Consider the following 22,117-nt stretch of genomic DNA (forward strand, 5'->3'; position numbering starts at 1 on the left):
TAAAAGGTGGACTCAACGTGGACTCACTGTGCACTCAATCTGCTTACAGGTCGAACTTGGTAATAACCAGGTATTAACTTGCTCCCTATTAGAGCACTCCGCCAGTCGAAGGGTGACATTGAGGAATTCAGCTTTCTAAACAAGCTCTTTATCAGAAATATATTCCATCAATATTCCGGCCTGTCCCCCCAATTTCTTTTTCAAACGCTGCATTGACTTTTTGATTGCGTCGGGTGTAACGCCTAAAACATTAGCGACTTCTCTATTATTCAGTCCCATTTTCATTAGGACAATCACGCGCAGATTAGACTCTGTAATATCAGGAAATTTACCTTGAATATCATGCAGCAGGTTCGGAAATTCCTTGGTAAGCAAGAACTTAAATTCCTGCCATTTCTCATCCGTGATAAGATGAGATTGCAAAAGTGTTTTAAGTTCATCGCGGTCTTTGGCACTTGTTTCCTCCATCTCATCAAGCATTGAAGAAAGAAGATTTATCTGCTCATTATTACGTTTGAGATACACCATGTATTCCTCTAGCTGACTTTTGGAACTCATCAGTTCTTTGTCCAGTTCGGCTTTGGTATACTTGAGGTTCAGCAACTGATATTCGTATGCCTGCATGCGCTTCCTCGAACGGTATCTAAAAGCATTGTAGATAAAAAAGAACAGCACCAATAGAAACAAGCTTAATATAACCCACAATCTCGTTTCGGCACGTTTCTTTTTTATTAGCGCTTGTGCCAAGGATAATTTGTCGGCATATTTTTGTTTATCTGCCATAAATTTCAATTGCGATAAAACAGGATCTCCGTCCAAGAAGCGCAATGAATCCTGAAGCTGTTCAATCCGGCGCCGTGCATTGAGCTCTTGCTTCAAATCATGGTTTTGAATGGCAAGATTCAACTTATGCCCCTCCAACTCAAGTATTGTTTTTTTATCGTCAGCGCCTTCCAGCAGATGTTCGGTTTCATTGATCAGTTGACGGACCTCTTGATTTGCTCCCATAGCAATACGCAAGCGAATCCGCGTCATTAAGGCAAAAATGGTATTTTTATCGTTCCCCAGAGATTTCGAAATTTCTAGATCTTTATCTAAAAGTGATAGTGCTTTTTTATAATCTTTCCTCCCTTCATAAATCCGTGTCTGATTACCCAGAACCTTCGCATAACGAAGAGAATCCTTCTCAGAAAGCGCCAAATGCAGAGCAAGGTCAAAGTTTTTCATTGCCTGCACGGTATCCCCACCACTTTTTAAAATCAATAAGCCTAAGTTGTCTAAGATCTCCGCTTTCAATTGCGGAGAAATGTCCGCCTGTTGCTGACCTAATTCCAGGTACTTAATTCCCGAACGATAATCGCCCAAAGTTCCGAAGAAATAGCCAAGCTTTTTGTAGGTCTGCGTCAGATCTAACACCAGTTCTCCCGGTATATCCTCCAGGCTTTTTTCACCCTCCAATAGTAATGGAAGCGCTTCCGAAGCCTTTAAACATCTATACAGATAAAATCCGTACATCACCTTTACCCAAGCCTTCACGTTTTGATAATTGCACTCCTTTTCCAGATCGAGGGCTTTAAGATAATATTTATCACTAAAGCTATTTCTACCACCTTCATTATCAAAAGAGTGATCTGCTAATACACAATAATAAATTGCAAGCAGGGCGTTATCGTTTTTTCGGATAGCCTGATTAAAATAGGGCGTTAGGTATCTACTCAGTGCTGCACTGGAAGTACGGTGCTTTTGTGACTCCCGGATGATCGTCTCATAAAATTTTTTTTCTTCTGCAGAGGAATTGGAATCCATTATATCCATTCCAAAAACAGCACTATTGGGAATTATAGCTGCAAAAAAAAGTATAAGAAAAAATCTCAGCATAGCCGCATACAAGTAGAATTTCACATTAAAAATAAAAAATAATTTTAATTAAATCATCATGTGCTGAAATCAGCGTATAAATAAAAATCAATGAGCTGACCAATAAAATAAAGCCTATAACAGAGCTCCCTAACATGCTATTTGCTTATTTACGCTAAACAAAACTATAAATATGATAGGGCGTAATTGCTTTTGTCAGCATGACATCGTGTTCGTTCCGATCAGCGATTCGCTCAATTGGATCAAAAAAAGATAATCCTACTCGTTGGGTTTCTGCAGCACAAAGCGCAAAAAAACGATCGTAAAACCCTTTTCCATAACCTACCCGATGACCATCCGCATCAAATGCCAGCAAAGGAACGAGTATAAAATCAATAAGCAACGGCGAAACCTCCTTCCCCGAAACAGGCTCCGGAATGCCCCATTCATTTTTTTCAAACACAGTTTGGGCATCAAGAATATAGTGCTGCATGGAATAGTCTGAAAAATTTGATCGGGATACGACAAGGACAATATTCGAAAAAAACTCCTTCACATAGTTGATGATGGAATACGTATCTGGCTCATGATATTTTTCGATAGGAAGAAATACATGCATATAGCTGACCGTCGTCAGATCTATTTTTTGAAATTGCAACAGTAATTTATGATTGAGCATTTCCTCCTCCGGCAGGGAAAGCCGGCATCTTTTCATCTTAAACTCCTGTCTTAATTCCTTTTTTGATTTCATGCTTAAATATATATTTTTTATTCCATGATTTAGCTGATCACCGGTGAGCACAGATAGAGCAAAAAAAAACGGCCTTGTAGCGAGCGCTATCAAGACCGAATAATCAACCTAAACCTAAAATCTTATATTACTTTACGCGTTCGATATAATTACCTGTTTGCGTATCGACTCTTACTTTCTCTCCTTGATTGATAAATAGAGGCACCATAATCTCTACTCCTGTTTCTACAGTAGCTTTCTTCAGCGCATTTGTAGAAGTATCTCCTTTCACTGCTGGCTCTGTATATGTAATTTCCAATTCAACACTTTTAGGTGCTTCTGCCATGATCGGCTCATCACTTTCAAAAGCAATAATTACAGTCATTCCCTCTTTTAGGAAACGAGCTGAATCGCCAAATAAGAATTTGGGGATATTGAATTGTTCATAAGTGTTGTTGTCCATCACAACGAAGAACTCACCATCTTCGTATAAGTATTGATAATCATTCGTTTCCACACGTGCAATCTCAACACTCTCATCAACTCTAAAACGATATTCAACTAATTTTCCGGTCTTCACGTTACGCATTCTTGCTTGATAGAAAGCACGTAAATTACCTGGTGTACGGTGTATATATTCTTCTACAGAGACTAACTCTCCGTTAAATCTTAAAATATTTCCTGATTTTACCTCTGATGCCTTAGCCATTCTTTGAATTGAACTTTAAACGGTTATCTCATTATTGAGTCGTCAAAAATACAAAAACTAATTGTGTTATTAAAATTTCATTCGTTACTTTTTGAAGTCGACAATAGAAATTGTTTCGTCACAAAATTCGTATTCTTTTTTTTGATTTGAACAGATAATAAACAATCTAAAATCGCGCTTGGTACGATCTATTAAATTCAGGTACCATTCCTCTCCTGCACTATCCAGATTGCTTGTTGGCTCGTCCAACAATACTAAATTTGAATTGGAACAACAGGCCAAAACTAATTTAACACGTTGTCGCATACCCGATGAAAAGTGTCTTATTTCTTTATCCAAGGCATGTTCCAGCCCCAACAAACTCAAAGCACTTTCTTTATCAAAACCTGGGAGATAACTTTTAAACTGAAAATGAAAATCGAGCAATTCACGCAAGGTAAATTCTTCGATCAGTTCGATATATGGTGCCGCGATAGACAACTGTTGATAAATCTGATCTATACCAATATTGATTTCTTTATCGGTATAGATCAATTCCCCTTGTGAGGGTGATAAGCTGCCAGAGAGAACCTTCAAGAAGGTAGATTTTCCAGAACCATTTTGTCCGAGAACAGCATAACTCTTTCCGGACTCAAAACGATAATTAATATGCCTGAAAATCCATTCACTGTTATATCTTCGACCAATATCCTTTAATGTTATTTCCAAAGTAACCCGATTCGGTAATGCAATTACATTGCTCTATTATTGAATCCCTTCATGATACCACGGCCAGAATTTCGGATAAAATCCAAAATTTCATCACGGATTTCCGTTGCCTGATACTCCGCTTCTATAATTTCTATTGCCTTAGCCAGATTTCTATTCTGAACAAATAGAATACGGTAAAGGTTTTGAATTTCGGCAATCTGCTCTTCCGAAAACCCTCTTCTCCTCAATCCCACAGAGTTAATTCCGGCATACGAAATCGGCTCACGGGCTGCCTTTACAAACGGGGGGATATCTTTTCGTACCAAAGATCCACCTGTGACAAAAGCATGTGAACCAATTTTCACAAACTGATGTACAGCCACCATCCCCGCCAAAACAACATAATCCCCGACGGTAATATGTCCCGCAAGTGTACTATTATTCGAAAAAACACAATTATCGCCCACCTCACAATCGTGTGCAACGTGGCTGTAAGCTTGAATCAAGCAGTTTTTGCCAATGACCGTTTTGTATCGGTCCTTCGTTCCTCGATTAATTGTCACACATTCACGAATCGTTGTATTATCACCTATTTCTGCTGTTGTAATTTCACCATCAAATTTTAAGTCTTGAGGCTCACCAGAAATCACGGCGCCGGGATATATCTTACAGTTTTTTCCAATTCGAGCTCCATCCATAATGGTCACGTTTGAGCCGATCCAAGTTCCCTCTCCAATGACAACGTCTTTGTAAATGGTTACAAATGGCTCAATGACTACATTTTTAGCAATCTTTGCTTCCGGATGAATATAAGCTAATGGCTGTATCATCTATACTTCTTTAATTGTTATTTACTCTTACGATCTGTGCCATAAGTTCAGCCTCACAGACAATTTTCTCTCCCACCATGGCCACACCTTTCATTTTAGCGATGCCTCTCCGGATTGGTTCCATTAAATCACATCTAAAAATAACAGAGTCCCCGGGAGTAACTTGTGCTTTAAAACGTGCATTCTCAATTTTGAGAAATAATGTTAACCAGTTTTCAGGATCTGGAACGGTCTTTAAGACCAAGATACCACCAGTCTGTGCCATCGCTTCGACCTGCAGCACCCCCGGAAATAACGGAGCTCCGGGAAAATGCCCCATAAATAGGTCTTCGTTCATGGTTACATTCTTTAATCCCACAACATATGTCTCGGTTAACTCCAAAATCTTATCGACCATGAGCATTGGTTGACGATGTGGAAGAATTTTCATAATCTCCACGGTATCATACAATGCCGGCATATTTGGATCGTAAACTTTTATTTTTTTACGGGTTTTATCTTTCTTAATCTGCTCTTTAATTTTCTTTGCAAAAGCAACATTTGCAGCATGTCCGGGACGGGCGGCCATAATATGGCCTTTCAAAGGTCTTCCCACTAAAGCCAAATCACCCACCATATCCAACAGTTTATGTCGGGCAGGCTCATTTTGATGACGCAATTGATTATTGTTCAGGATACCTTCTTTGGCAACGGCAACAGTCTCTTTATGGAATAGATGTGCAAGCTTCTGTAGTTCTTCAGGTGAAGTCTCTTTATCAACAATGACGATCGCATTGCTTAGATCCCCCCCTTTAATCAATCCATGGTCGACTAGCATCTCCAATTCATGCAGAAAACAAAACGTACGTGAAGAAGCAATTTCAGCTTTGAAATCTTCAATAGAAGTAATCGCAGCATGTTGACTTCCCAAAACAGGTGAGTTAAAATCAATCATACAAGTCAACCGATAACCATCCATAGGCATTCCCAGGATCTCAACTTTACGATCTGGCTCAGCATAATGGATATTATTGGATATCTCATAATAATCTCTATCAGCATCTTGTTCTTCAAACCCCGCTTCTTCCAACAATTTCACAAAAATTGCTGAACTCCCATCCAATATTGGAATTTCAGGACCATCAATATCAATCAGGACGTTATCAATTTGCAGACCAATTAATGATGCCATTAAATGTTCGATTGTACTAACACTTGCTCCATTTTGAGAAATAGTAGTTCCTCGGGAAGTGTCCGTGACGTTATCTGCATCAACCAAAATCTCCGGCTGACCTTCTAAATCCACACGTCTGAACTTAAACCAGTGATTTTCCGGAGCAGGTTTGATCGTCATCGATACAATTTTCCCTGTATGAAGACCTACCCCCGAAATTTCAACCTCGTTTTTGATGGTTCTCTGTTTCACATTCATTTCTAATAACATATTTTTAAATCAAAACTTCTTTTGACGGAACCATCATGAGATTATAATATTATATCGAATAGCAGCAGGCTAGGGCCGCTCATGATAGCTTCATTACAATTAAATAACAGTTTATTTCAATGAAAAAAGATTATTTTAACTTCAATTCTATTAATTTTTCTAGCTCCTGGATGCGTTTCTCCAGTTCTGGAAGACGAGCAAAAATGACATTGGATCTTAACTGAGGCTGATACGGCATTACCGGTGTCCCACCCCATTTTTTCCCCTCATCTTTAATTGATCTGTTAACGCCGGATTGAGCCTGGATCTGGGAGCCCTTAGCGACAACAATATGTCCTACGACACCAACCTGTCCACCTAACACCACATGCTCTCCAATTTTTGAACTTCCGGAAATCCCTGTCTGTGCAGCAATAACTGTATTCTTACCGATATCAACGTTATGCGCTATCTGAATCAAATTATCTAATTTGACACCGTCACGCACAATCGTAGCCCCCATTGTCGCTCTATCGATCACCGTATTGGCGCCAATCTCGACATTATCTTCTATCTGAACGTAACCTATTTGCGGAACCTTCTTATAGGTACCATCTTCCTGCGGTGCGAAACCAAAACCATCCGAACCAATCACAACGCCCGAATGAACAACGACATTCTTACCTACTTTACAGTCATGATAGATTTTCACACCCGGATACAACGTTGTATTATCGTCAATAGTGACTTTGTCTCCTATAAAAACCTGTGGATAAATTTTCACATGATCGCCGATCTTCGCTCCTTTACCGATATAGGCAAATGCCCCAATATACCCCCCTGTGCCTATTGTTGCCTCAGGATGTATGAAACACGGCTCTTCACGTCCGCTTTTATCAAGACGAAATTCGTTATACATATTCAGTATGGTAGAGAAAGCCGCATACGCATTCTTTACACGAATAATCGTGAGCGTGGGTTTGGTATCTTGCGTCAATTGCAAATCTTCATTCACAATGACAATGGAAGCATCCGTGTTATAAATAAAATGCTCATATTTTGGATTTGACAAAAAAGAAAGATCGCCTTTTTTACCTTCCTCAATTTTGGCAAGGTTACCTACGGTAACTTCTGGATTCCCCTCAATCCTTCCTTCTAATAATGTCCCTATTTGTTGAGCAGTAAATTGCATGGTACAAATCTATGTTTTTTTATTAAAAAATAACTATCCGGCAGAAGGAATTGCAATATATCCCACCTCTTTTGGATAACATAACGCATATTTGGATACATTTTTAGACAATGCTTCTAAATTTCCAAGATCCGATGCTTCGGTAATATCAATGAGTTCACCCGATTTCAATAATATCTTGATTTGATCGTTTGAGGGATTATATGCACGATTGTGGATTTCTTCCGTAAATACATAATAATGGATATCCTCCCTTCTTACTCCCAAGAACTCTTGCACCTTGCTTTTTACCAGTTCAAGGTATGCTGTAGAAAAGGGCTTATTGCTCATTATTGAACGATATAGGTCCCTTTTCATAATTCGCTGGCACATTTTACTCAAAATCTCATCCTCATGCCGTTCCCATGTTTTTATTGCGGACATAATATCCGTATCATCTAAACGGGTAAACCAGTCTAAATGCAACGGGTCATCCAAAAAATTTGTGCGATCAACCTGCTGACTCAAAAACCAATGAAATGCTGGTGTGGAAAAAAGTTCCTTACCAGATGCGGTCAAGTCTTTCGCTCTTTGTAAAATTTTAATCAATAATTGCTCTGCTCCGATAACGGTCTTGTGTAAATAGACCTGCCAGTACATTAACCTCCGCGCAATAAGGAATTTTTCCACGGAATAGAGCCCCTTATATTCAACGACAATCTCATCATTCACAACATTCAACATCTTTATAATCCGGTCGAATGAAATAACCCCTTCGGAAACTCCCGTGAAGAAGCTGTCTCGATTTAAATAGTCCATCCGATCCACATCCAATTGACTTGAGACAAGCTGATGAAGGAATTTTCGCTCGTATTGATTATTAAAAATAGCAATAGCCAAGCTCAATCGCCCGCCTAGATCTTGATTTATACGATCCATCAGCAAAGAGGAAAGCAACTCGTGCGAAACACCCACAATCAAACTATGTTCTAAAGAGTGAGAAAAAGGGCCATGACCGATATCATGCAATAAAATAGCCGCTAAAACCGCCTCTTCCTCAAGCGCAGAAATTTCGATCCCCTTACTCCGAAGGGTTTCCAATGCCATCGACATGAGATGCATAGCACCTATTGCATGTTGAAACCGTGTATGCAATGCTCCAGGATACACCAAATGAGTCATACTCACCTGTTTAATATAACGAAGTCGCTGGAAATAGGGGTGCTGTACAAGGTCAAACACCAATCCCGTCGGAATGGCAACAAACCCATACACAGGATCATTGATGATTTTATTTTTGTTCAATGTGGCGATAAATTAATGCTACTTTTCAACATATTAAATTGAAAACCTAGTTTTATAAAACACAAACTTATGGTTATCACTAATATAAACTTAAAACAAAGATAGTTAGTTCATCGTTAAGAAATGTTAAAAATAAATCTAAAGCACGATATTTGCTTATGTTAGTATGATATTGAAATCCATTCAATAAACGAGGTATTTTCTTTTGTTACAATTCAAATTTGAGTAACACTACCAACCTCTCTTATAAGTAGACATATATAACAAGATGCAAAAAACACATATTCTCTGGGCTGATGACGAAATTGACTTTCTAAAACCTCATATTTTATTTTTAGAAAGTAAGGGGTATAAAGTTGATACCGTCAACAATGGAAACGATGCGGTTGAAGCCTTTAAAAATGGTTTTTTTCATTTAATCTTTCTGGATGAAAACATGCCGGGGCTGACCGGGCTCGAAACCCTTGCGATCATCAAATCCATTAATCCGACCGTTCCGATCGTGCTCGTCACCAAGAATGAAGAAGAGCATGTCATGGAGGATGCCATTGGCTCCAAAATAGATGATTATCTCATCAAGCCTGTAAATCCTAAGCAGATTTTGATGACAATAAAAAAACTTACTGAAAATAAACGTATTGTCAACGAGAAAACCTCCATGGCCTACCAGCAGGATTTCCGCAATCTAGGCATGATATTAAATGACAACTTAGATTTCATGCAATGGTCGGAAGTGTATAAAAAACTTGTTTACTGGGAATTATCACTCGAAAAGCTTGAGGACAACAATATGCATGAAATATTGACGATGCAGAAGTCGGAGGCAAATATGCAGTTTTCAAAATTTGTCGAAAACAACTACATCAATTGGATCAACCGTCCAGAGGATGGTCCTATTTTATCCCATCAATTGTTTAAAAAGAAAGTATTTCCAGTCCTTGAGGATAATATCTCGACCTTCTTCGTCCTGATAGACAATTTGCGTTTTGACCAATGGAAAATCATCAACGAGGTGATTACAGATTATTTTAGACTGGAAGAAGAAATCAATTATTTCAGCATCCTACCAACAGCTACTCAATATGCAAGAAACGCAATTTTCAGCGGCTTAACACCATTGGAAATGGAAAAACGCTTTCCTAAGTTATGGCAAAATGATGAGGATGAGGGGGGCAAAAATTTATATGAGGACCGGTTCCTGGATGATCAGATCAAAAGGTTATACCGTAAACCGATAAAGCATTCTTACACTAAAGTTTTAACGCTTGAACAGGGCAAGGATGTCTTGGACAACTTGGGCAACATGATGCACAATCAGCTTAATGTCCTGGTATACAACTTTGTCGACATGTTATCCCACGCGCGAACAGATAGTTCGATGATCCGTGAACTGGCGAATGATGAAGCAGCGTACCGTTCGCTAACACTATCCTGGTTTGAACATTCACCTCTTTTAGAAGCTTTAAAATGGCTTTCACAGAAAAAAGTACGTATTATTATCACCACCGACCATGGAACGATCAGGGTCAAAAAACCAAGTAAAATCGTCGGAGATAGAAACACGAATACCAACCTTAGGTATAAACAAGGTAAAAATCTAAACTACATTGAAAAAGATGTATTTACGATCAAGAATCCGCATGATGCGCAGTTGCCCAAACTCCATGTTAGCTCAACTTATGTATTTGCCAAAGAGGATTCCTACTTTGTTTATCCGAACAATTATAACCAATTTGTCAATTACTTCAACGGCACATTCCAACATGGAGGAATATCATTGGAAGAAATGATCATCCCCTTTGCGACATACTTGCCGAAATAGTAATTTTGCAACATGGAAATTATCGTAAACACAACGGCAGATCTTTCTGTTGCAGCCCAAACTCTTTTGAACAGGTTTCCAAAGGATCGAATTTTTCTGTTATATGGCCCAATGGGGGCGGGAAAAACAACCTTTATAAAATATTTGTGTGAACAGTTGGGCGTAAAGGATAGTACCTCAAGTCCGACCTTCTCCATTGTCAATGAGTATGACTCTGACAATGGTCCAATCTATCATTTTGATTTTTATCGGATTAAAGATGAACAGGAGGCATTTGACTTTGGCTATGAGGAATATTTCTATTCGGGAGCGTATTGCTTCATTGAATGGCCTGAAAAAATCCCCAATCTATTGCCTGAAGAAGCAAAGGAAATACAGATCAGCATCGTAGATCCCGAAACCCGTAAAATATCTATCCGTTAATCTAGCATTTATCACCTTCCATTATGGCTCATTCATCGTCTTGTCAATATATTCCATCTGATACCCACGTACCCGGATTAGCAGCTATCCATGCCGAACAATTAAGTTTTTCCTTTCATGAAAACAATGTGCAGTTTGCTGTCGAAAATGCTTCTTTTGATATTGAAGGAGGAAAGATAACCGCTATTATCGGTGAATCCGGAAGCGGAAAAAGTACGCTCCTAAGATTAATCTATGGTTTATTGGAACCAACCAATGGTGCCGTGCGGTACAAAGGCTGGCAAGTTCCCACACGCAAAGACAAACTAATACCCGGACATGATGCCATGAAACTCGTATCACAAGGATTTGACGATTTGAACACATACGCGAATGTATGGGATAATGTCGCTTCACAGCTACCTAATACAGATATCAAACGTAAACAGGATAAAACCGCCGAGATTTTACAACGCTTGCGCATAGATCATTTGGCAAAAAAAAGGGTCGCTGACATCAGTGGCGGGGAAAAACAGCGCGTCGCCATCTGCCGCGCATTGATCAATGAACCTGAAGTACTGTTGATGGATGAACCCTTTAACCAAGTCGATGCATCCTTTCGGGACACCTTACAACAGGACATAAAAGATATTGTCAGCGATACAGGACTGACGATAATTTTAGTTTCGCATGATCCCACTGAGGTGCTCGCGCTTGCGGACAATCTTATTGTCATGAAATCAGGTAAAATATTGGATCAAAATAATCCACATGTACTATATAGTGAGCCATCACACCCTTATACGGCCCAGCTGCTTGCAAAAAGTAACATATTAAATCCTGAACAGGCGCAAAATTTGGGTATTGAAAGTAAAAAGTCCATCGGAATTCATCAGGAATGGATTTCTATTTCCACCACAGAAGAATCGTCTTTCTTTGTCAAAGACAGCAAATTCAGAGGTTTTTATTATGAAATTTTGGTTTCCAATAATGCCGTTGATCTGCATTGCATCACCACCTCGCAGTTAATACCCAAGAAAAATCAAGCCGTTGATCTAACAATTTCCAATTGGATCGCTTTCGATTAATTTAAGGTCGACAGCCAGGAAAGAAATGCATCAAACCATTTTTTTTCCGAAGTTTTATTGATTAACCCGAAGCCGTGGCCACCTTCATCAAAGACATAGAGCGTATTTGGAATATTTACCTTATCCAACGCAGCCATCATCCGATAACTATTTTCGATAGGAACAGCTGTGTCATCTTTCGCGTGAACAAAGAAAGCGGGACATACTTCGGGAGAAACCTGTAGATTCGAAGAAAATAACCGAACAAGTTCTTCGGATGGGTTTTCTCCAATGAGATTAATTCTTGAACCTTTATGCGTCACATCGTTTTCCATTGAAATCACTGGATATATCAGTCCCGCAAAATCAGGGCGCAGTGACACATGTGACGGATTGGCGATATATGCTTTCTTAAACTTGGTCATGAGGGTTGATGCAAGATGTCCTCCCGCTGAAAAACCAATAACACCAACTTTTTTTAATTGCGGGTTGGAACTACGAATCAACTGCATCGCCCGTTGCGCATCTTGAAGCGGCCCGATACTCTTATCCCGCATGATATTTGGCGAAGGCAATCTATATTGCAATACGTATGCCGAATAACCATTCTTTACAAGCTCCTTAGCGACCGCGTGTCCTTCATGATCCATAGCAATATGCGAGTATCCTCCTCCCGGGATCACAAGCACGGCAATATTTTTAGCTGTATTTTTATCTGGCGTATAGATAAATAATTTAGGTGTATTTTTTTCCAAAAGAACCTGAGCTTTATCAGCTGCATTTGGAATAGAATCTTGATAAAGATTAATCGCTTCCTGAGCCTTTGCAAGCGAAATCAAAGAACATAAGAACATAAGAATTTTTTTCATAACGACGAAACTACTAATAAATCTAAATCTTTTGCGGTCATATTAAATCGGGAAGCCATATCGGCATTGGTCAGGTTACCTTGGTATAAATAGATTGAACTTCTTATTCCCGGACTTTTCCAAATTGCATTTCTCAATCCACCCAATTCGGCAAAGTCCAACAAGATGGATGTAAAAATATTGCTCATCGCATAGGTTGCCGTACGCGCCACCCGCGACGCGATATTGGGAACACAATAGTGAATGACATCAAATTTTCGAAAAACCGGTTTATCGTGTGAAGTTACTTCCGATGTCTCAAAATTCCCCCCCTGATCAATGCTGACATCAATAACAACCGAATTAGGTTTCATCTTCGAGACGGTTTCTTCGGAAATCACACAAGCAGAGCGGCCATTCTGTGCTCTTAATGCACCAATGACAACGTCCGAACTTATTACGGCCTTATTTAGGATAATGGGCTGAATAACGGAAGTAAACACCCTGCTCCCAAGGTTGTTTTGCAAACGACGAAGTTTGTAAATCGAATTATCAAAGACCTTTACCTGAGCCCCTAGTGCCAAAGCAGTCCGTGCCGCTTGTTCTCCTACCGTCCCGGCCCCAATAATAACGACTTCCGTAGATGCGACTCCGGTAACACCGCCTAGCATGAGCCCCTTCCCGCCAAATGCGTTACTTAAATATTCCCCGGCTATTAAGGTCGCGGTTGCACCAACAATCTCACTCATTGCCCGCACGACAGCCAAACAACCACCCTCATCCCTAAGGTATTCATAAGAGATTGCGGTGATCTTCTTATGCATAAGCGCCTTTAATACGTCCACATTCATTAGCGAAGGTTGCTGCGAAGATAACAGCACTTGCCTTTCCTTCATCAATTTGACTTCTGACACGGTAGGGCTGCCAACTTTAATAATCAAATCAGCCTGATAGATTTCTTCTCTCGAAGACACTATCCGGGCTCCTTGTTCACTATAATGGTGATCTAAAAAATTAGCTCCGGCACCAGCTCCGGTCTCAATTAATACCTCGTGACCATTCTCGACCAATAATGCCACAGCCAAGGGTGTCAGGCATATACGCTTTTCCTGAAGTGAGGTCTCTTTTGGAATCCCAATAAAAAGACTTTTTGCATTCTTCTTCTTCTCAAAAAGCATCTCTTTCGGAGACATCATGGCCTGACTCGCAAGCTTCCCTAACTCATTCATTTTGTTAAATTGACTTTAGTTAAAATTACGATAAATAATCAATCTAATCAAACGAAGATAAAATTGCTGCGACAACTGCGTCATTTTCCAAGTAACATCGTAATTCCTAGCGCACTGATCTGCCCTCATGAACCATGATATATTGTAAAAGATTAATACATATAAAGACCATTGAAATGGTACAAAATTATCTACATTTGTCTAAATTAATCAGACTTAATACCATGCTAAGTAAAATCAGTATCGTACCCAGATGGATCATTTTTTTATTGGACATTTTCAGTGTTTCTATTGCCTATCTCCTTGCAAATGTTATTTATTACGATTTTAACTTCGACTTTCTCCTTGATATAGATTTCAGCATACGATATATTTTGTTTATAAGCGTTTGCTCCCTGTCATTCTACTTATTCAAAATGTATACGGGAATAATTCGTTACACAAGTGCCATTGACTCCATACGAATATTATCGACCATAGTATTTAGCGTATTCATACTTTTGGTCCTCAAATTGATTATCCAGGCAAACGAAATCGAGCGAAATATTCCGACGGCATTAATTATCTTCTTTGCGCTCTTTTCATTTTTAATATTAACGGTCTATCGAACCATTATCAAAATTTTCTTTTTATATACTAAAAAGGTCAATGGCAGTAGAAAGAAAACTTTAATCTATGGTGCTGGTGATCTAGGTATTGCGGTAAAAAGAACGTTGGACCATGACGTTCGATCGAAAAATGCCATTATTGGTTTTTTGGATGATAACGACCAAAAAATCAATAAAGTGATTGATGGAACGAAAATTTACTCCTCCAAGAAGTTTAATCATCTTATCAATACCCTCAATGTGGAGGAGGTCATTATTGCATCACACAATATTCCTTCAGAACGCAAGAATGAAATTACAGATATTGCCCTGGAACGAAATGTAAGCATCTTAACTCTTCCACCTGTTAAAAAAATCATGAATGGAGATCTTAATCCCAATCAGATCCAGAAAATAAAAATTGAAGATCTATTGGAAAGAGATCCGATCAAAATCAATGACGATCATATTCTAAGCCAGACAAAAGGTAAAAGAATACTTGTTACTGGTGCTGCAGGCTCAATCGGAAGCGAAATTGCTTCTCAATTGGGGAAATATGAACCTCAAATGATTATTCTATGTGACCAGGCTGAATCACCATTACATAATTTACAACTGGATCTGCAGGACGAATTTCCGGAGCAGGTGTATCATACCTATATCGCTGATATCAGAAGTACAAAAAGAATGCGTTTGCTCTTTGAAACATTTAAACCACATTATGTCTACCATGCCGCCGCATATAAACATGTTCCCATGATGGAAAATCATCCCTTGGAAGCGGTACAGACCAATGTCCTGGGAACTAAAAATCTAGCTGACCTAGCCGTTGAATTCCAGGTCGAAAAATTTGTTTTCGTTTCAACGGACAAAGCGGTCAACCCTACAAATATTATGGGTGCGACCAAGCGAATTGCCGAGATATATGTTCAATCGCTCAACAATCATCTGGAAAGCATTCAGGATGGGAGCACTAAATTTATTACAACACGATTCGGAAATGTCCTTGGTTCCAATGGTTCTGTCATTCCGAGGTTTAGAGATCAAATCCAGAAAGGGGGCCCTGTTACAGTAACCCATCCTGAAATTACACGTTATTTTATGACTATTCCCGAGGCATGTCGACTTGTTCTTGAAGCCGGTGCAATGGGACAGGGCGGAGAGATATTTGTCTTTGACATGGGTAAATCCGTAAAAATAGTAGAGCTGGCCAAGAAGATGATCCGTCTTTCCGGATTTAAACCGAATGAAGATATCGAAATCAAATTCACCGGTTTAAGGCCAGGAGAAAAACTATACGAAGAGCTACTAAATGACCTTGAGAATACCCTTCCGACACATCATGAGAAAATTATGATCGCCAAAGTCCGCGAAAATAATTATAACATTGTCAGTCTAAAATTAGCTGAATTAAAAGAGAGGTTAGCTACTCAAAATAAAAATGAGGTTGTCTACCAGATGAAGCTAATCGTTCCAGAATTTAAAAGTAAAAATTCAATCTATGAACAGCTGGACAAAGAAATCGAATTATCAAATGAGTCCGAAAACAAAAGTTAATTCACTTTAAAATTTCCAAAATACTTGCAAATTTGCTCGAAAAGTGTATTTTTGCAATCCATATTTTACTGATTAGTAATGTCTAAAAATACAAATAATACAAATCAAGGTTTAAAACCTTCAAAAGGATCTTTTTTTCAAGATAACCAAAAAAGCGTTGCGTTTATTTTCGGTGGTATCATTGTATTGATTTTGCTGTACTTTGGATACGAGAAACTTTACTTGCAGCCAAGAGCAGAAGAAGCATCGAATCGCATGTATAAAGCTGAGCAGCTTGTTACAATTGACTCTTTACAGAATAAAGCAATTGCAGGTGACGGAGCATTCCTTGGTTTTAAACAAATTGCCGATGAATATTCAAATACAAAATCTGCAAATATTGCAAATGCATACTTAGGAGGTCTTTACCTACGTCAAGGTAAATTTGATGATGCAGTAAAAGCATTGGAGAAATATTCACCTACAGGAAGTCAAATTTTAGACCCACTGGTTATCGGTTTAACAGGAGATGCCTATTCAGAGCTTAAAGACTATAAAAAAGCAGCTGATCACTATAAACAAGCTTCTGAAAAATCGAGCAACTCATACACAACACCTTTATTTCTAAAAAAATTAGGGCTTGTTTATGAAGCACAGAACGATTACAAAAGTGCTGAAACAGCATACAAAAAAATCAAAACTGATTTCCCTGAAAGCCAAGAAGCATCTACTATAGATGGTCTATTGGGCAGAGTACAAGCACATTTATAAGAGAACATAAATACACAAAAAAAGAGGCTATTTCATGGCCTCTTTTTTTGTGACCATCTAAATTCATTATCTTTGTATCCATTATGGCAAGTAGCATTAAAAATCTATCAGACTTTTCGCATATCCAAGTTGCGGATGCAAGTCCATTCAAATTTGCAATTGTGGTTGCACAGTGGAATGCGGAAATCACTGGTGCATTATTGAACGGCGCAATCTCGGGTTTAGAAAAACACGGCGCAAAAGAAAGTAATATTGAGGTCATTGAAGTTCCGGGAAGCTTCGAGTTGACTTCTGGAGCAGATCTGGCATTAAGAAACCAAAGCTTTGATGCTGTCATCTGTCTGGGTTGTGTCATTCAGGGAGAAACCCGACATTTTGATTTTATTTGTCATGCGGTCGCCAATGGCGTTTCAAATGTAGGACTAAAATATAACAAGCCCGTAATCTTCGGTGTACTGACAACAGACAATCTTCAACAAGCCTTGGATCGTGCTGGTGGCAAACATGGTAATAAAGGAGAAGAAGCTGCTATTACGGCAATACAAATGGCTGCCATTGCTAAAAAATTCTAATTTGGTATCAATTTTGTCTAGTATTCAGTCATGAAAAAGTATTCTGGGCCAAAACATAAAAATGCACCAGTACTTTTATTTTAAATAAATCGATTAATAAAGTATGGTAATATCTTATTAATCGATTTTTATTTTTTAGATATGATTATGAAAACATTATCGAACATACTTTTGGTATTTATGCTATCGATATTCTGCCAGGCACATCTGTCAGCTCAGGATGATAGCTTAAACAGACAGATCTGGCGTAGTATTGGTGGCCAAGACAAGTGGGATTCCCTGCAATACTTAGCTTTTTCAGCGAAGGGAAATACCATGTCTGAAGAGCTATCCAATGAGGAACGCAAATTCCTCTTTAACCGGACAACCGGGGAATGTAGGTTCGACGGGTATAGCGGGTCTGATCAGGTGACCTATTTATTCAATTTTAAGGGCAGTGGTACCGATAAGCTTTTTATAGGTGGCAATGTCGCAACCGATGGTCAGGAAATCAAAAAATCCATTAAAAACCAACTTTTTGTAGATCTCAATCTGCTTTTGCTACCAACACTCATCGAGCAGAAAAGTATCCAGCTTAAAAATCAGAAAGAACAGTTTACTAGCGGGCAAAAACTGACCATTGCAAGCATTACTTCATCAGGTGAAGTGCTGGGCTCAAAGCTAGATGGTTTAATTTATATTGATCAAAATACGGGCGAGATTACACGTTATGATTACACGGATAAAACAGAAAAAATCAGTTATGAGATAAGCCGGTACAAGGAGATCGGTGACGGGATACGTTTACCAAGTCTATTTAGCTGCGCCAGCAATGCTAAGAAAAGCTGCGTATTCTCTTCGATCTCCTCTTTTGTACAGGTCGAGCAAAAAAAATTCAAAGAACTATAGTTATGATCAATTGGATAGAATTAAATACAGAAGAACAATTACAGGAACTTTATCAGTCGGATAAGGTTACCGCTATATTTAAGCACAGTACGACTTGTGGTATCAGCAACATGGCAAAGCGTAGCTTAGAACGTATGTCAAATACATCTGATCGGGATTATTCCATCTACCTGTTAGACTTGTTGCGCTACCGCGCGCTTTCGAATGAAATTGCACAACGGTGGAATATCGAGCATCAATCCCCCCAGATCCTTATTGTCGAAGGTAGAAACAGTCTTTACGATGCATCACATGGGGATATTCAATTTGATGAAATTGAAAAATACCTTTAGTTATTTTAGCTTAAACATTTTACCTTCATCATAGGCACTGAGCGTAAGATTATCCCAAGTGATCAATCCATTGGATTTTTTCTTTAATCCACGTGGATTTTTGGCAACGATTACTTGGGATTCCCCAACCACTTTTATAGTATTCTGTCTCACGATAATTGCCGTTCCCTCATCAATCCCGATACAGGTCTTGTCGGGAAACTCTGCGAGGGCAGTAAAAAGTCTATTATATCGGCTTCTCTTCACAAAATGCTGATCGATAATGGCAGATTTTATCAATCCCAAACCTTTGGCCGTCTCCAAATTTTTATGTTCCAGCCTATTGAATGTAGGTCGATAGGTCGAATCTTTTAATTGATTACCCGTAATCATTGTCTCACTCATGATAGCTGCTCCAGCGCTTGTACCCGCGATACATGCACCTTGCTGATAAGCCGCGTGAATCGCATCGAACAATGCCGTATGCTCGACTATCGACATAAAGCGGTTTTGATCCCCGCCTGTAATATAGATCAATTTAGCGCGACGGACCGAGTCAACGAGACGCTTATTTTCAGCATCTGATTTTGAAAAATTGATACCGGTGACCTTATTTTTCGTGACCTCCTTCAGTTGCTTTACCATATCCTCAACGGACTCTTCGGGCAAAGTTGAAGCCATCGGCAAGATCATAATATAGTCCTTTGACGAGAGCTGGGCCACCTGTACCAAAGCCCCCATCAGATGTTCATCCTTATGTCCGCCACCGATAATAAACAGCGTCCCTTTAGGTGAAATCTTCGACTTTTGGCTGGCGAAAGAGCACAGCACCGCGACCACTATAATACTCAACAGCTTTTTCATAACAGCTTTCCCTATATAATACCTTTGATTTATTTATAAATTTCTACTTTTATCTTACCATCCTTGGTTACCGTCCCTCTATACATTCCTTCGGTATTGAACGGCATGGCGACATGCCCCTCTTTATCCATAACAATCATTCCACCATCTCCGCCCATCTTGCCGATCCGATCAATAACAGCTTGACCAGCTTGCCATACATTGTCTCCTTTATATTCCATTAAGGCTGAAACAGAATATGCCGCTACATGACGAATATAAAATTCGCCCCACCCGGTACAGGAAACCGCGCAAGTTGCGTTATTAGCATATGTCCCTGCGCCAATAATTGGTGAATCGCCAACACGACCAAATTTTTTGTTCGTCATCCCACCGGTCGAAGTACCCGCAGCTAAATTCCCCTGATTATCCAATGCGACACAACCCACTGTTCCAAATTTATAGTCCTTATTAAGGATCCCCAAACGGGAACTCTGTTTCTGATCATGATCCAGCTGCGTTTTAGTACTGTCTTCTTTTTTAATTTTTTGCAATGCATCCCAACGCATTTTAGTCCAGAAGTAAGATGGATCCACGAGCTGCAAACCGGCTTCTTTGGCAAACTCTTCGGCTCCTCTGCCCACCATCATGACATGTTCCGATTTTTCCATCACGGCACGCGCCGCAGAAATTGGATTTCTGATGGTTGTAACGCCGGCTACTGCACCAGCAGCTAATGTCTTTCCGTCCATAATCGACGCGTCCAATTCATTTTTTCCTGCATTCGTAAATACCGCTCCCTTTCCCGCATTAAACAAGGGGGAATCTTCCATTACATGAATCGCCTGTTCAACGGCATCCAAGCTTGAATTACCTTGTTTCAATTGGTTATAACCAGCTTGTAAAGCCTGTTCTAAAACTGTTTTATAAGCCTTCTCCGTGGAGTCAGTCATATTTTTTTTCAAAATTGTCCCCGCTCCGCCATGGATTGCCAGAACAAATTGCTCTTTCGCCATTTCTTGTGTTTCCTTTCCATCATTATGATTACAGGAAAGCGTCACCGCAGCAGTACCCATAATCACCGCTATCATTGCATGTATCTTCATTTTATTCTTTTATATAACCTGGATTTTGAACCATATTTTTATTAACAAATATTTCATCCGCAGGAATTGGAAAATTGTATTGCGCTTTTGTAGGCTCCAGTATTAATGCTCCTGCCGTATTTACAGCATCTTGAGCTCCTCGACGAACGGGCATTTTCCTTCTTTTTAAATCAAAAAAACGATGTCCCTCAAATGCTAATTCCTTGTAACGCTCTGCTAAAACGGCGTCAATTAGTTCGTTTTTAGAGGATATGACCTGATTTTGATAATCTTGAATACGTGCCCTCCTTAAGGCGTTCAAATCAGTATTTGCTTCATTGAGCTTATTGATTTCCGCATTGGCTTCTGCCCGGATCAGGTACATCTCGCCTGTTCTAAATAATTTTACATCTACGAGACCAGCTGTTGCATCAGCTTCTTTACGGCCCAAATATTTTCCAATCAGGTACTGTTGTTTCCCCGCACCCCGATTGGGGTCATCGAGAATATAGCTTCTAAAACGTATGTCTCTATTCTTGTCAAATAAAGCAGTTAACTTATTTGAAGGTGTGTAAAGTGCTATTTCACCATCCTGCCTAAAGAACATCGCCCCGATCGGTCCTTCAGCTGGAGAATCATCGTCTTTTGGAAGATCCCCAGCAGTCCTATGCAACGAAAAAACAACCTCATTGAAACTCTCGTCTGACCATATTTTCGGAAAGGAAGTCCTATCAGCCAAGGGTTTTGCTGCGATGACTTTTGATGAAGCCGTAATTGCCAAGGTCCAATCTTTTGCATATAAAGCGGCTCTCGCCTGCAATGCATATAAACCTGTTTTAGAAAAGCGATAAATCGCTTCCTCATCTCCAATTAATGCCAAAGCATCATTGATATCCTTTTGGGCCAAATTAAATACTTCGGCAACGGTGTTCCGTCTTGGATGCCCTATTTCAGACTTCATCATATAGGGAATGCCCAATGCTGCAGGTTCATAACCGGCGGCATAGGCTCTCAACAATTCAACGTGTGCAAAAGCACGTATGGCCAACAATTCCCCCTGGTAATGTTTCTTCTTATCAGCATCCACTTTCTCTAATTTTTCGAGTCCGGCCAAAGCGCGATTCGCACGATCTATGACGACATAGTACTCACCAAAAGCGCTCGTCACCGATGAACTTGAGGCTGTATATTGCCAACGATAAGCACTCACATTGCCAACTGTATTTTCCAAGGGGTAAATCGCTTCATCCGAAACAACCACACTATTTCCGATGAGCGTATAGGTCATCCCTGCATAAGCTCCCTTGATGGCCATATCGATGTCTTCCAAGTTACGGTAAGCCTTTTCAGGATCAATGGTATCTGAAGGTCTCAGATCTAATTTATTACAGGAGTATAAAGTTGCCAAGCCCACAGTAAAGAGGCCAATTGTCAACATATTTTTAAATGATTTCATCACCGT

21 protein-coding genes are annotated in these 22,117 nt (G+C 39.5%); 8 read left to right on the top strand and 13 right to left on the bottom strand.

What is annotated here, in order from left to right:
- Nucleotides 1-135: 135 nt before the first annotated feature.
- The 8 genes from DCO56_RS24435 to DCO56_RS24470 all read right to left on the bottom strand — a co-directional run bounded on the left by DCO56_RS24435 (nucleotide 136) and on the right by DCO56_RS24470 (nucleotide 8,694).
- Nucleotides 136-1,815, bottom strand: a complete 1,680-nt coding sequence (locus tag DCO56_RS24435; RefSeq protein ID WP_146191131.1) for a coiled-coil domain-containing protein — start codon at nucleotides 1,813-1,815, stop codon at nucleotides 136-138.
- Between the two features lie 217 nt (nucleotides 1,816-2,032).
- Nucleotides 2,033-2,608 carry a 5-formyltetrahydrofolate cyclo-ligase gene (locus tag DCO56_RS24440; protein ID WP_108636306.1) on the bottom strand — a complete coding sequence of 192 codons (576 nt, stop codon included), beginning with the start codon at nucleotides 2,606-2,608 and terminating at the stop codon, nucleotides 2,033-2,035.
- A gap of 127 nt (nucleotides 2,609-2,735) precedes the next feature.
- Complete coding sequence (gene efp / locus DCO56_RS24445; protein WP_077438233.1) at nucleotides 2,736-3,296, bottom strand: elongation factor P; 561 nt, start codon at nucleotides 3,294-3,296, stop codon at nucleotides 2,736-2,738.
- Between the two features lie 84 nt (nucleotides 3,297-3,380).
- Nucleotides 3,381-4,004: an ABC transporter ATP-binding protein gene (locus DCO56_RS24450; RefSeq protein ID WP_108636307.1), complete on the bottom strand. Its 624-nt coding sequence runs from the start codon at nucleotides 4,002-4,004 to the stop codon at nucleotides 3,381-3,383.
- 23 nt (nucleotides 4,005-4,027) lie between these two features.
- Complete coding sequence (lpxA, locus tag DCO56_RS24455; protein ID WP_075990789.1) at nucleotides 4,028-4,816, bottom strand: acyl-ACP--UDP-N-acetylglucosamine O-acyltransferase; 789 nt, start codon at nucleotides 4,814-4,816, stop codon at nucleotides 4,028-4,030.
- 10 nt (nucleotides 4,817-4,826) lie between these two features.
- Complete coding sequence (locus DCO56_RS24460; protein WP_181390675.1) at nucleotides 4,827-6,227, bottom strand: bifunctional UDP-3-O-[3-hydroxymyristoyl] N-acetylglucosamine deacetylase/3-hydroxyacyl-ACP dehydratase; 1,401 nt, start codon at nucleotides 6,225-6,227, stop codon at nucleotides 4,827-4,829.
- Between the two features lie 142 nt (nucleotides 6,228-6,369).
- Nucleotides 6,370-7,410: a UDP-3-O-(3-hydroxymyristoyl)glucosamine N-acyltransferase gene (gene lpxD, locus DCO56_RS24465; protein WP_108636309.1), complete on the bottom strand. Its 1,041-nt coding sequence runs from the start codon at nucleotides 7,408-7,410 to the stop codon at nucleotides 6,370-6,372.
- Between the two features lie 33 nt (nucleotides 7,411-7,443).
- On the bottom strand, nucleotides 7,444-8,694 hold the full coding sequence (locus DCO56_RS24470; RefSeq protein WP_108636310.1) for an HD domain-containing protein: 1,251 nt from the start codon (nucleotides 8,692-8,694) through the stop codon (nucleotides 7,444-7,446).
- A gap of 268 nt (nucleotides 8,695-8,962) precedes the next feature.
- Here DCO56_RS24470 and porX point away from each other — a divergent pair, with 268 nt between their 5' ends.
- The 3 genes from porX to DCO56_RS24485 are packed head-to-tail and all read left to right on the top strand — an operon-like array spanning nucleotide 8,963 to nucleotide 12,006.
- Nucleotides 8,963-10,516: a T9SS response regulator signal transducer PorX gene (porX, locus tag DCO56_RS24475; protein ID WP_108636311.1), complete on the top strand. Its 1,554-nt coding sequence runs from the start codon at nucleotides 8,963-8,965 to the stop codon at nucleotides 10,514-10,516.
- Nucleotides 10,517-10,528: 12 nt separating this feature from the next.
- Nucleotides 10,529-10,939 carry a tRNA (adenosine(37)-N6)-threonylcarbamoyltransferase complex ATPase subunit type 1 TsaE gene (gene tsaE / locus DCO56_RS24480; RefSeq protein ID WP_108636312.1) on the top strand — a complete coding sequence of 137 codons (411 nt, stop codon included), beginning with the start codon at nucleotides 10,529-10,531 and terminating at the stop codon, nucleotides 10,937-10,939.
- Nucleotides 10,940-10,962: 23 nt separating this feature from the next.
- Complete coding sequence (locus DCO56_RS24485) at nucleotides 10,963-12,006, top strand: ABC transporter ATP-binding protein (protein ID WP_108636313.1); 1,044 nt, start codon at nucleotides 10,963-10,965, stop codon at nucleotides 12,004-12,006.
- Here the strand turns inward: DCO56_RS24485 and DCO56_RS24490 are convergent.
- Together DCO56_RS24490 and DCO56_RS24495 are read right to left on the bottom strand one after the other, a co-directional pair.
- On the bottom strand, nucleotides 12,003-12,854 hold the full coding sequence (locus DCO56_RS24490) for an alpha/beta hydrolase (RefSeq protein WP_108636314.1): 852 nt from the start codon (nucleotides 12,852-12,854) through the stop codon (nucleotides 12,003-12,005). The genes DCO56_RS24485 and DCO56_RS24490 overlap by 4 nt on opposite strands.
- Nucleotides 12,851-14,062 carry an alanine dehydrogenase gene (locus DCO56_RS24495; protein ID WP_108636315.1) on the bottom strand — a complete coding sequence of 404 codons (1,212 nt, stop codon included), beginning with the start codon at nucleotides 14,060-14,062 and terminating at the stop codon, nucleotides 12,851-12,853. Before DCO56_RS24495 ends, DCO56_RS24490 begins: the two co-directional genes overlap by 4 nt.
- A gap of 416 nt (nucleotides 14,063-14,478) precedes the next feature.
- On the opposite strand from DCO56_RS24495, the gene DCO56_RS24500 reads away from it, so the two are divergent.
- From DCO56_RS24500 to ytxJ, 5 genes are all read left to right on the top strand, one after another.
- Entirely contained in the window at nucleotides 14,479-16,206 is a 1,728-nt protein-coding gene (locus DCO56_RS24500; RefSeq protein WP_425444080.1) for a polysaccharide biosynthesis protein, read from the top strand.
- A gap of 78 nt (nucleotides 16,207-16,284) precedes the next feature.
- Nucleotides 16,285-16,956 (top strand): tetratricopeptide repeat protein, encoded by a 672-nt coding sequence (locus tag DCO56_RS24505; RefSeq protein ID WP_108636316.1) that lies wholly within the window; start codon nucleotides 16,285-16,287, stop codon nucleotides 16,954-16,956.
- A gap of 83 nt (nucleotides 16,957-17,039) precedes the next feature.
- Nucleotides 17,040-17,528 carry a 6,7-dimethyl-8-ribityllumazine synthase gene (gene ribH / locus DCO56_RS24510; protein ID WP_108636317.1) on the top strand — a complete coding sequence of 163 codons (489 nt, stop codon included), beginning with the start codon at nucleotides 17,040-17,042 and terminating at the stop codon, nucleotides 17,526-17,528.
- Nucleotides 17,529-17,675: 147 nt separating this feature from the next.
- A complete protein-coding gene (locus DCO56_RS24515; RefSeq protein ID WP_108636318.1) occupies nucleotides 17,676-18,416 on the top strand; it encodes a hypothetical protein in 741 nt (246 codons plus the stop codon).
- A gap of 2 nt (nucleotides 18,417-18,418) precedes the next feature.
- A complete protein-coding gene (ytxJ, locus tag DCO56_RS24520; protein WP_219929443.1) occupies nucleotides 18,419-18,748 on the top strand; it encodes a bacillithiol system redox-active protein YtxJ in 330 nt (109 codons plus the stop codon).
- Here ytxJ and DCO56_RS24525 read toward each other — a convergent pair whose 3' ends face one another.
- Genes DCO56_RS24525 through DCO56_RS24535 form a run of 3 tightly spaced genes read right to left on the bottom strand, consistent with a single transcriptional unit; the run spans nucleotide 18,749 to nucleotide 22,111 of the window.
- Nucleotides 18,749-19,591: a cyanophycinase gene (locus tag DCO56_RS24525; RefSeq protein ID WP_108636319.1), complete on the bottom strand. Its 843-nt coding sequence runs from the start codon at nucleotides 19,589-19,591 to the stop codon at nucleotides 18,749-18,751.
- Nucleotides 19,592-19,620: 29 nt separating this feature from the next.
- The gene (locus DCO56_RS24530) at nucleotides 19,621-20,676 is read right to left on the bottom strand and encodes an isoaspartyl peptidase/L-asparaginase family protein (RefSeq protein WP_108636320.1); all 1,056 of its coding nucleotides are present in this window, start codon (nucleotides 20,674-20,676) and stop codon (nucleotides 19,621-19,623) included.
- Nucleotide 20,677: 1 nt separating this feature from the next.
- Nucleotides 20,678-22,111 carry a RagB/SusD family nutrient uptake outer membrane protein gene (locus tag DCO56_RS24535; protein WP_108636321.1) on the bottom strand — a complete coding sequence of 478 codons (1,434 nt, stop codon included), beginning with the start codon at nucleotides 22,109-22,111 and terminating at the stop codon, nucleotides 20,678-20,680.
- Nucleotides 22,112-22,117 lie beyond the last annotated feature (6 nt).

The sequence above is a fragment of the Sphingobacterium athyrii genome (genome assembly GCF_003071065.1).
GTDB lineage: Bacteria > Bacteroidota > Bacteroidia > Sphingobacteriales > Sphingobacteriaceae > Sphingobacterium > Sphingobacterium athyrii.